This is a genomic window from Streptomyces sp. CC224B (assembly GCF_030010595.1).
GTDB classification, from domain to species: domain Bacteria; phylum Actinomycetota; class Actinomycetes; order Streptomycetales; family Streptomycetaceae; genus Streptomyces; species Streptomyces longispororuber.
The window spans coordinates 1-9,307 of the sequence record NZ_JASCXL010000192.1 but is presented as its reverse complement, the minus strand read 5'-3'; the positions used below and the strand labels follow the sequence as shown (position 1 = coordinate 9,307).

The 9,307-nt window shown below is 75.1% G+C and carries 12 protein-coding genes; 5 read left to right on the top strand and 7 right to left on the bottom strand.

What is annotated here, in order from left to right; genetic code table 11:
• Window positions 1-180: 180 nt before the first annotated feature.
• From QK440_RS40050 to QK440_RS40020, 7 genes are all read right to left on the bottom strand, one after another.
• Window positions 181-1,050: an ABC transporter permease gene (locus tag QK440_RS40050; RefSeq protein WP_282798194.1), complete on the bottom strand. Its 870-nt coding sequence runs from the start codon at window positions 1,048-1,050 to the stop codon at window positions 181-183.
• Window positions 1,051-1,067: 17 nt separating this feature from the next.
• Window positions 1,068-2,084, bottom strand: coding sequence for an ATP-binding cassette domain-containing protein (locus QK440_RS40045; RefSeq protein ID WP_282798193.1), 1,017 nt, complete (start codon window positions 2,082-2,084; stop codon window positions 1,068-1,070).
• Window positions 2,081-2,509 carry a lasso peptide biosynthesis B2 protein gene (locus QK440_RS40040; protein WP_282798192.1) on the bottom strand — a complete coding sequence of 143 codons (429 nt, stop codon included), beginning with the start codon at window positions 2,507-2,509 and terminating at the stop codon, window positions 2,081-2,083. Before QK440_RS40040 ends, QK440_RS40045 begins: the two co-directional genes overlap by 4 nt.
• Complete coding sequence (locus QK440_RS40035) at window positions 2,506-2,766, bottom strand: lasso peptide biosynthesis PqqD family chaperone (RefSeq protein WP_282798191.1); 261 nt, start codon at window positions 2,764-2,766, stop codon at window positions 2,506-2,508. The genes QK440_RS40040 and QK440_RS40035 overlap by 4 nt, the downstream gene beginning before the upstream one ends.
• Complete coding sequence (locus QK440_RS40030; RefSeq protein ID WP_282798190.1) at window positions 2,763-4,610, bottom strand: asparagine synthase-related protein; 1,848 nt, start codon at window positions 4,608-4,610, stop codon at window positions 2,763-2,765. Before QK440_RS40030 ends, QK440_RS40035 begins: the two co-directional genes overlap by 4 nt.
• 240 nt (window positions 4,611-4,850) lie before the next feature.
• Complete coding sequence (locus QK440_RS40025) at window positions 4,851-4,976, bottom strand: lasso RiPP family leader peptide-containing protein (RefSeq protein WP_282798189.1); 126 nt, start codon at window positions 4,974-4,976, stop codon at window positions 4,851-4,853.
• Between the two features lie 172 nt (window positions 4,977-5,148).
• Window positions 5,149-5,862, bottom strand: a complete 714-nt coding sequence (locus QK440_RS40020) for a response regulator transcription factor (RefSeq protein ID WP_282798188.1) — start codon at window positions 5,860-5,862, stop codon at window positions 5,149-5,151.
• A gap of 243 nt (window positions 5,863-6,105) precedes the next feature.
• On the opposite strand from QK440_RS40020, the gene QK440_RS40015 reads away from it, so the two are divergent.
• From QK440_RS40015 to QK440_RS39995, 5 genes are all read left to right on the top strand, one after another.
• Window positions 6,106-6,684: an XRE family transcriptional regulator gene (locus QK440_RS40015; RefSeq protein WP_282798187.1), complete on the top strand. Its 579-nt coding sequence runs from the start codon at window positions 6,106-6,108 to the stop codon at window positions 6,682-6,684.
• Between the two features lie 17 nt (window positions 6,685-6,701).
• On the top strand, window positions 6,702-7,220 hold the full coding sequence (locus QK440_RS40010; protein ID WP_282798195.1) for a GNAT family N-acetyltransferase: 519 nt from the start codon (window positions 6,702-6,704) through the stop codon (window positions 7,218-7,220).
• A 10-nt stretch (window positions 7,221-7,230) separates the two neighbouring features.
• Window positions 7,231-7,692 carry a GNAT family N-acetyltransferase gene (locus QK440_RS40005; RefSeq protein ID WP_282798186.1) on the top strand — a complete coding sequence of 154 codons (462 nt, stop codon included), beginning with the start codon at window positions 7,231-7,233 and terminating at the stop codon, window positions 7,690-7,692.
• Between the two features lie 80 nt (window positions 7,693-7,772).
• Window positions 7,773-8,756 (top strand): alpha/beta hydrolase, encoded by a 984-nt coding sequence (locus QK440_RS40000; RefSeq protein ID WP_282798185.1) that lies wholly within the window; start codon window positions 7,773-7,775, stop codon window positions 8,754-8,756.
• Between the two features lie 80 nt (window positions 8,757-8,836).
• A complete protein-coding gene (locus QK440_RS39995) occupies window positions 8,837-9,193 on the top strand; it encodes an MmcQ/YjbR family DNA-binding protein (RefSeq protein ID WP_282798184.1) in 357 nt (118 codons plus the stop codon).
• Window positions 9,194-9,307: the final 114 nt, after the last annotated feature.

Below are 9,307 nucleotides of genomic sequence, written 5' to 3'. Positions count from 1 at the left end.
CCGCCCCCCCCCCCCCCCCCGCCCGTCCGCCCGCGCGGCGGGCGCCGCGGGGGGGGCCGCCCGGGGCGGGCGCCGCGGGCCGGGCGCCCTCTGCCCCGGGGGGGGGCGCCCCCCCCCCCCCCCCCCCCCCCCCCCCCCCCCCCCCCCCGCTCCCGTTCCGCCCGACCTGCCGCGGGGGACTCAATCACCGCGTGCGAAGCGGTACGTGGCGACGGTCAGCGCCAGGGCCGCCAGGGCCGCCACGCAGCCCAGCTCCGCGGCCACCGGAGGGGTCCAGTCGCCCCACTGCGGTCCGGCTGCCCGGTCGCCGAGCCCCGCGACGCCCTCTCCCGGGAGGGTGCGTCGCAGCGCGTCGACCGCGTAGGTGAGGGGGTTGAGGCCGACGACGGTGCCGAGCCAGCCGGGAAGACCGCTGGCCGGGAAGACCGCCCCGGACAGGAACAGCAGCGGCATCATGCACAGCCCGAGCACGATCTGGAAGGTCTCGGGCCGCTTGGCGCACACCGCCACCAGGACCCCGAGCGAGGTGAAGGCGAAGGCGATGAGCGCCAGTTCGGCGAGGACGAGGCCGAGTTCGGGCCGGTAGGGGATGCCCACCAGGCCGCCGAGGGACAGCACGGGGAGCGCGTAGCCGAGGCCGGCGGTCGCGCCGCCCAGACAGGTTCCGGTCAGCAGCGGGGCGCGGCGGACGGGTGCCACGAGCAGTTGGCGCAGGAAGCCGGCTTGCCGGTCCCAGACGATGGACGCGCCCGCCGCCATGGCCGGTGCCTGCACCGCCATGAGGAGGACGCCGGGGAAGAAGAAGGCGCGGAAGTCACCGAGGGCGCCGGGCTCGGTGGGCACGGCCGCGTTGAGGCCGGTGCCGAAGACGAGCAGGAACATCATCGGCATGATGACGCTCATGGCGATCCGCAGGCGGTTGCGCCCGAACCGGATCACCTCCCGCTGCCACAGCACACGGACGGCGCGCAGATCCGTGCCGAGACGTCCGCGCCGGCCGACGGCGTCGGCGGTGCGCGGCAGGGCTGCCGTGTCTGCCGTGTCTGCCATGTCTGCCGTGTGCACGGTCACCTCCTCGAAGCGGGTGTCGAAAGCCCGGGCGGCTCGGTGTCGGCCTCGCGGATGGTGCGGCCGGTGTAGTGCAGGAAGGCGTCGTCGAGCGTCGGCGGCGTCACGGTCAGCGCGTGCACGGTCAGGGGCAGGGCGCCGCAGATCCTGGGCACCCAGGCGGCTCCGTCGGCCACCCGGACGCGCAGCCCGTCCGCGTCCGTCTCCGCCTCCAGACCGAGGCGTTCGCGTACGGCCAGGGCCGCGGCCGCGTCGTCGGCGGTGCGTACGGTGATGAGGTCGGAGCCGACGACGGACTTGAGGGCGGCGGGAGTCCCGTCCGCGACGAGTGCGCCCTCGTCCATGATGGCGATCCGGTCGCAGTGCTCCGCCTCCTCCAGTTGGTGCGTGGTGAGGAAGACGGTGACGTCCCGCTCCTCGCGCAGCCGGCGCAGATGGTCCCAGATGGCGGCGCGGGTCTGCGGGTCGAGACCGGTCGTGGGTTCGTCGAGGAAGAGCACCCGGGGCGTGTGCAGCAGACCGCGGGCGATCTCCAGGCGGCGTCGCATGCCGCCGGAGAAGGTGCGGACGGGGGCGTGCCGGCGCTCGGCCAGCTCCACCAGTTCCAGCATGTCCATGATGGCGTCGAGTCGCCGCCGTCGCGGGATGCCGAACAGATCGGCGTGGAAGCGCAGGGTCTCCATGGCCGTCAGATCGACGTCGAGGGTGGACTCCTGGAAGACGAGGCCGATGCGGCGGCGTACGTCGTGGGGTTCGCGCGTCACGTCGTACCCGGCCACCAGCGCCCGGCCGGAGGTGGGGCGCAGCAGGGTGCACAGCATGCCGATGGTGGTGCTCTTGCCCGCGCCGTTGGGGCCGAGGAAGCCGAAGGTCTGGCCGGTCGGGACGGTCAGGTCCAGACCGGTCACCGCCTGCCGGCCGCCGTAGGTCCTGGTCAGTCCCTCGGCCAGGACGGCGGCGCCGTTCGCGGCGCCGACGGCGCGGCGAACGGCCCCGGGGGCGACGGCCGTGTTCATCGCCGGGCCCCGTCGCCGTGCCGGACGCTCATGACGGTGTGGAAGAGCGCCACGTCCCCCGGCTCGCCGACGGCCCGCGCGCCGACCTCCACCCAGGCGTGGGCACGGAACGGCTCGGTACGGAATCCCGTGCACCAGTCCGGCCACCGTCCGTGCAGACGGCACAGCAGGACGACGGCGACCGAGCGTTGCAGACAGCCGAGGCCGGCGCAGCGGGCGCTCACGGTCACCACCGCCCGGCGGGCGTCGAGGGCCTGTTCACGGGTGGCGGCGCGGGACCCGCGGCGGGCCACCGCCAGCGCCTGACGCAGTCGGCGCGGGGGCAGCAGCACCAGCAGCCGGGCGGCGCCGACGGCCGCCCGTGCGCTCAGCTTCCGGTGCCAGGGCAGCGGCACCCCGGTCTCTCCGACGACCTGCATGCTCATGCCGTCACCACCAGCCGGGCCCGGTCCAGGGCGGCGAGCAGCGTCCGTACGTCCGTCAGGGCGCGTCCGGCGGCATCGGGGTGGCGTCGGGTGAGCCGGACGGCGGTCTCCTCGGGGGTGTGCCCGTCGAGGAGCAGCCGCAGGGCGGTCGCGCCGGAGCGGTTGAGCTGCCAGTACCGGCCGCTGCGCTGGTCGAGCAGGACCAGTCCGTCCTCGGTGTCGGTGGCGGTGACGTCGGGCTTCAGGGCGAGGGTCATGAGGTCTCTCCAGCCAGGGACGCGGCCCCGGGGGCGGGTGCCGCCACGGACCGCAGCCAGCTCTCGCAGGCCAGCGTGTTCTCGTACGGGACGAGCTGCCGGGACCGGGTCTTGGGGCCGAGCAGGGCGGTGCGCAGGGCGTCGGCGTCGACGAGGCCGAGCCGGGACAGCCGGAGGTCGTCGCAGAGGTCCAGCAGCTCCCCGCGGTTGCGGCGCATGCCCTGGAACGCCTCGGCGCTGAACTCCCCCTTGCTGCGGCGGGCCAGGATCTCTTCGGGCACGATGCCGGCCACGGCCCGCCGCAGCACGGGTTTGAAGTCCCCGCTCACCAGCCGGTCCCCGATCCGCACGGACAGGGCGGCCTCCACGACGCGGTCGTCGAGGAACGGCGCCTCGCAGGTGACCCCCACGTCGCTGAGCGCGGCGTTGAGGTGGCGTAGCGCGTTGCCCGACTGGACCACGATGTCGAGGGTCTGGTGCTGGGCCCGGTCCGGGTGGTGCGGCTGGGGGCGCGCCCGTTCGGCGGTGTCCCGCAGCAACCGGCGTACGGCGTCGACGGCGTCGGCGGTCGCCCAGGGCGGCAGCCGGGGTTCCCAGCCCCAGCCCAGCAGCGCGTCCCCCGGGCCCGGCGCGGGTGCGGTGAGCCGGTCGGCGGTGGACCGCAGCCAGGCGGCGAAGGAGGCGCTGTCGGCCAGTCCGCGTACGGTCGACGCCAGGGACCAGCGGTTGAGGGCCCGGAAGCGGTGGATCCTGGGGAGGCTGCCGAACGGGTGGCTGCGGATCAACGACCACACGGCGGTGGGGAGGACGCCGAACAGTTCGTCGCCCCCGACGCCCAGGAGGTGGCAGCGCGATCCGTCCGCGGCCATGGCGGAGAGCAGGCGCCGCATGTGGGCGCGGTTGCGGGCCCAGGGCAGCGGTCCCTCCTCGTGGCCGGAGTCGGCGGTGGCCGTCGTCTCGTACCAGGTGGGGCCGTCCCGGCCGGCGGTGACGTGGTGCCGGGCGGCGGGCAGGTGCCGGGCGGCGCGGTCGGCCCACGCGGTGTCGTCGTTCGCGCGGTCCGCCGGTGTCCAGTGGTGGGTGACGAGGTCGGCGCCCGCCGCGTCGGCCAGGAAGCAGAGGCTGGTGGAGTCCAGGCCGCCGGACAGGTCGGCGCTGAGGGTGGCACGGGCGCGCGCTCCGACACAGGCGAGCAGGGCCCCGCGTACGCGTTCGGCCGCCCGCTCCGACGGCGTGTCGGGCTCCGGCGGCCACCACCAGCGGACTTCGCGGGCGCTGCCGCCCGGGCCCAGCTCCAGCCGGCAGCCCACTCCGAGCGCCGACACCCCCGACCACACCGGGCGCAGGGAGAGCGGCCAGGGCGGGGCCGGGGTCAGCAGGCGCAGCGCGAGCAGATCCCGGTCGACGGCTGCGTCGCCGCCCCGGCCCGTGTCCGCCCACCGCGCGAGCCGGTGCGGCCCGTCGGCGGCCACGGTGACGCCCCCGACGTCGGCGAAGAAGATCTGCCGCGCGGTGGACAGGCTCCCCTGCGCCCGCGTCCAGCCGTCGAAGGAGGCCACGAGGTGGAAGCAGCCGGGCAACCAGCGGGCCACGTCGTCGAGTTGGTCCGGCGTCCGCGCACCGGCCAGCGCGCGCTCCACACGGTGCCGGTCCAGGGCCGAGCGCCCCAGGACGGCCAGGCGCCGGGCCCCGGCGCTCACCAGCGTCAGGTCCTCGTCCGCCCACCGGCCCACGAGCCAGGGGCGCCCCGAGGCGTGGCGGACCACCCGGACGTCCGGGCCACGGGTCAGTGGCTCGGCCACGGCCGGCGCGGCCGGGCCGTCGGGCAACACGACGAAGTCCATGTCGGGCGGGTCCCTTCGTGCGGTGCGGGCTGCTCGCCCGGCGAGCGTGTCGGCGCGGGGGCGAGAGGGTCGTACGGGGGACGGCCGGGCGGCGACCGCCGTGCCAAGGTCACCGGCCGGGGCTGCCGAGTGGAGGCGCCCCCGTGCGGGAGCGGAACGGCACGGTGGCGGAGCGAGTACGGCCTCCACCACCGTGCCGTGGCGGGCGGGGTGCCCCCACCCGCCGGTGAGTCCGCCGGATCAGCAGATCCAGGCGGTGCCCCACAGCCAGTCGTTCTCGACGCACGGCCCGAAGGCCATGGTCAGCTCCGCGAAGCCGCCGATCTCCTCCAGCGCGGGCGGCTCGTAGACGTCGTTCGTCTCCATGCTCGTCTCACCTGTTCCCTTGGACGCGATCACGAACGGGAGAGGGGAACGAGGGCACGGGTGCCGGGTTCGCCCCGCCTCTCCCCAGTGCTCACGCTAGGCGGCCCCGGGTCCCGGGTGCCTGGGTTCCCGGTCCCGGACCTGTCCCGCATGCACCCCCGCGGCGGCCCCGTCAGGTACCGAGCCCCGCGTCCCGGGCCCGCACCGCCGCCTCCACCCGGTCCGCCACGTGGAGCTTGGCGAACACCCGGGAGACGTGGTTGCGGACGGTCTTCTCCGACAGCACCAGTTCGCGGGCGATACGGCGGTTGCTGAGGCCCCGGGCGACCAGGTCGAGCACTTCGCGCTCGCGTGCGGTGAGATCGGGAAAGGCGGCCCGGACGGGCAGTTCGTGGACGGCGGAGAAGTAGCACCCGAGGCGGTCGGCCACGGCCGCGCTGAACACCGCCCCGCCGCGTGCCACCGTGCGCAGACCGCGCACCAGTTCCTCGCCCAGGACCCCTTTGACCAGGTAACCCCGCGCACCGGCCCGCAAGGCGGCTACGACCGCGTCGTCCTCGGCGGTCCCGGAGACGAACAGCACCCGCGGCGCGTCGGGCTCGTCGGACGCCTCCGCGATGATGGCCCGGGTCGCCTCGATGCCGGAACAGTCGGGGAGCAGCAGGTCCATGACGACGACGTCGGCGACCACATGTCCGTCCCGCAGGGCCACGACCGCCTCCTCTCCCGTGGTCGCCTCCCCCGCCATCTCCAGGTCCGCCGTGTCCTCCACGGCCTGCCGCACTCCGGCCCGGAAGAGCGGGTGGCCGTCGACGACGAACACCCGCGCCGTCACGGCCGCCTCCGTAACGTGCCCGCTGTTCCTGTCCTCGTCGGCCTCCCCCACGCCGCCGACTCCTCCGGCACCCGCACAGCATTCCCCCATGCCCACCTACCCACCTGTCCACTTGTTCCCTTATCCCTCACTTCAGAGCGCTAAGTGTTCATGAGGACCCCCTTGAGGCGATTGTCAGCAGGCTCGCACCGCGGCGGACGGCACGGAAACATTTCGGCGAGGCTCGAAGTGACACGACTGGACCGGGCCGTGGACCCTGTACTTCTGGCCCAGATATGGGCTATGGTCCCAGATATGGGAAACGAGGCAGTGCCGATCACCGACGTCGAGGCCCGGCTCGCCGCCCGCCTCGCCGCGCTGCGCGCCGAGCGCGGCTGGTCGCTCGGCGAGCTGGCGGACCGCAGCGGAGTGAGCCGCTCGACCCTGTCACGGGCCGAGCACGCGGAGATCAGCCCCACCGCGAGCACCCTCAACCGGCTGTGCGCCGCCTACGGGCGCACCATGTCGCAGCTCCTGAGCGAGGTCGAGGCGGAACCGGCCCACCTCGTGCGCGCCGCCGACCAGGCGGTGTGGACCGACCCCGCCTCGGGCTTCACCCGCCGGTCCGTGTCGCCGCCCCTCGCGGGCCTGCGCGGCGAGGTCGTCGAGGGCACCCTCGCGCCGGGCGCCGACCTCGCGTACGACCGGCCGCCCGTGCCCGGGCTCGAACAGCACCTGTGGGTCCTGGAGGGCGAGCTCGACGTGACCGTGCGGGACGAGACCCACGCCCTGGCGGCCGGGGACTGCCTGCGCTTCCGCGTGTGGGGCGGCACACGTTTCCGGTGCCCCGGCGAGCGGCCCGTACGGTACGCGCTCCTGGTGGTGGCGCCGTGACCGCCGCCGAGTCGTCCCTGGCCGTGGAACTCCTCAGCGCGGAGCAACTGCACGCGCACGCCGACGCGTTGGGCGAGCTGCTCGTCGACGCCGTGGAGGGCGGCGCGTCCGTCGGGTTCCTCGCGGGCCTCGACCTCGCCGCCGCCGCCCGGTGGTGGCGGGACCGCGCCCCGGACGTGGCCGCGGGGCGCCTGGCCACCTGGGTGGTCCGCGACGGCGAGCGGCTCGCCGGCACCGTGAGCCTCGCGTACGCCGACAAGGCCAACGCCCGCCACCGCGCCGAGCTCGTCAAGCTCCTCGTCCACCGCGGCGCCCGCGGCCGGGGCCTCGGCCGGAGCCTGCTGGCGCGCGCCGAGCGGGAGGCGGCCCGCTCCGGGGTGACGCTGCTGCTCCTGGACACCCAGACGGACAGCCCCGCCGCGTCCCTGTACGCGTCCGCGGGCTGGACCCCGCTCGGCGTCCTCCCCGACCACGCCGCCGACCCGCGGGGCGTGCTGCGCCCGACCACGTTCTTCTACAAGCGCCTCCATGGGTAGGGCTGACGTCATGAAGGTACTCATGCGGCCGGCGCAACCGGCCGACCTGGAGTCGATCCTGCGGCTGCTCGCTCAGGACGCGATCCTCGAGGTTCCCGTGGAGACGGGGCCGCCCGTGCCCCAGTACTACGTCGACGCGTTCGCACGCATCAGCGCCGATCCTGGACAGCTCCTGGCCGTCGCCGAGGTCCAGGGCGAAGTCGTCGGCACGTTCCAGGTCTCCTTCATCCCCTACCTGCTGTGGCGGGGCGGCCTGGTGGCGCAGATCGAGTCCGTGCGGGTGGCGGAACATCTGCGCGGTCAGCGCGTGGGGGAGCAGATGATGCGCTGGGCCGTCGAGCAGGCCCGGTCGCGCGGCTGCGCGCGCGTGCAGCTCAGTACCCACAAGACCCGCGACCGGGCACACCGGTTCTACGAGCGCCTCGGCTTCCGGGCCACTCATGAAGGCATGAAGCTGTTTCTCGGCGTTTGAGACCGCTCGACGTCGCTCGGCGTGACGTGACGGCTTGCTGACGCGCGGGCGCCACGGGCCGCAGGAGGAGAGGGACTTGAATGCCTGATCACGACGACGCGCGGGACGCGGCGACCGCCCGCACCACGGGGCTGCTCACCGCGCCGGACGGCGTGGCCGTCGCCACGTACGGTTGGCAGCCGCGCGACGGCAGGCCCCGGGCCGTCGTGCAGATCGTCCACGGCGCCGCCGAACACGCCCTGCGCTACGACCGGTTCGCGCGCCACCTCACCGCCCACGGTTACGGGGTCGTCGCCTCCGACCACCGGGGGCACGGCGCCACGGCCCGGGGCACGGGCGGCTACGGCGTCGCCGAACCAGCGGGCGGCGGGGGCCGCGACGGCACGGACGCCTGGCGGGCCATGGTCGACGACCTCAGGGCCGTCGGGGACCAGGCCCGCGCGCTGCACCCGGGCGTCCCCGTGGTGCTGTTCGGACACAGCCTCGGCTCGATGCTCGCCCGCGACTACGCCCAGGAGTACGCCGACGGGCTCGCGGGCCTCATCCTCTCCGGCACCTTCCGCTCACTGCCGGGAGCCGAGACCGAGTCGGCGCTGGCGCGCCTGGGCCGCGAGGTCGCCGAGGGCGGCCGGGCGGCCCCCTCGGCGTTCGTCACGGAGCTGTTCGCCTCCTTCAACGACGGCCACCGGCACCGCACCGGCTTCGAGTGGCTCTCGCGGGACGAGGCCGAGGTCGACGCGTACGTCGCCGACGAGCGCTGCGGGTTCCCGTTCTCGGCCGGGCTCTCGCTGGACTGGGTGCGCGGCGTCCGGAAGATCAACGACCCGCGGGCGCTGGCCCGCGTCCCGGCGGACCTGCCCGTCCACGTCGCCGTCGGCACCCAGGACCCCTGCCACCAGGGGATGACCCTCGTGTACGAACTCCTGGAGGACCTGCGGTACGCGGGGGTGCGCGACCTCACCTGGACGGCGTACGACGGGGCCCGGCACGAGATCCTCAACGAGACCAACCGGGACGAGGTGCGGCGGGACCTGACCCGCTGGCTGGACGAGCGGGTGGGGTGAGGGCCGGGCCTGGGGGGGCGGGCCCGGGAGGGACGGCGGTGTTGTCAGTGTTGTCAGTGGGGTTGGCTACGGTTCTGCCCATGGTCAACGCCGACGACGTACGCAGCATCGCCCTCTCCCTGCCCGACACCACGGAGAAGGTCGCCTGGAGCATGCCGACCTTTCGGGTCGCGGGCAAGATGTTCGCGACCCTGCCCGAGGACGAGACCTCGATCGCCGTGCGCTGCCCCAAGCTGGAGCGGGACGAGCTGGTGCTCGCGGAGCCCGACAAGTTCTGGGTGGCCGCGCATGAGGCGAGCTTCGCCTGGGTGCGGGTGCGGTTGGGCGTCCTGGACGTGGAGGAGCTGGGGGACATCCTGGCGGACTCTTGGCGGCAGGCCGCGCCGGGGCGGTTGCTGGAGGCGCACCCGGGGGTGGGGGTGCCGGTGGGGGAGTAGTGGGGGTCTCGCGGGGGCGCCCCAGGCCCGCCCCTTCCCGAAACCCGGGGGGGGCCGCCCCCCGGCCCCCCCCCCCCCCCCCCCCCCCCGGGGGGTGGGGGGGGGCCGCTCGGC

Bases quoted from the DNA above. Each gene is read 5' to 3' on its own strand.
- QK440_RS40040 (WP_282798192.1), bottom strand. From the start codon at position 2,509: ATGAGCATGCAGGTCGTCGGAGAGACCGGGGTGCCGCTGCCCTGGCAC.
- QK440_RS40015 (WP_282798187.1), top strand. From the start codon at position 6,106: ATGGGAAACGAGGCAGTGCCGATCACCGACGTCGAGGCCCGGCTCGCC.
- QK440_RS40050 (WP_282798194.1), bottom strand. From the start codon at position 1,050: ATGGCAGACACGGCAGACACGGCAGCCCTGCCGCGCACCGCCGACGCC.
- QK440_RS40030 (WP_282798190.1), bottom strand. From the start codon at position 4,610: ATGGACTTCGTCGTGTTGCCCGACGGCCCGGCCGCGCCGGCCGTGGCC.
- QK440_RS40025 (WP_282798189.1), bottom strand. From the start codon at position 4,976: ATGGAGACGAACGACGTCTACGAGCCGCCCGCGCTGGAGGAGATCGGC.
- QK440_RS40000 (WP_282798185.1), top strand. From the start codon at position 7,773: ATGCCTGATCACGACGACGCGCGGGACGCGGCGACCGCCCGCACCACG.
- QK440_RS39995 (WP_282798184.1), top strand. From the start codon at position 8,837: ATGGTCAACGCCGACGACGTACGCAGCATCGCCCTCTCCCTGCCCGAC.
- QK440_RS40035 (WP_282798191.1), bottom strand. From the start codon at position 2,766: ATGACCCTCGCCCTGAAGCCCGACGTCACCGCCACCGACACCGAGGAC.
- QK440_RS40045 (WP_282798193.1), bottom strand. From the start codon at position 2,084: ATGAACACGGCCGTCGCCCCCGGGGCCGTTCGCCGCGCCGTCGGCGCC.
- QK440_RS40005 (WP_282798186.1), top strand. From the start codon at position 7,231: ATGAAGGTACTCATGCGGCCGGCGCAACCGGCCGACCTGGAGTCGATC.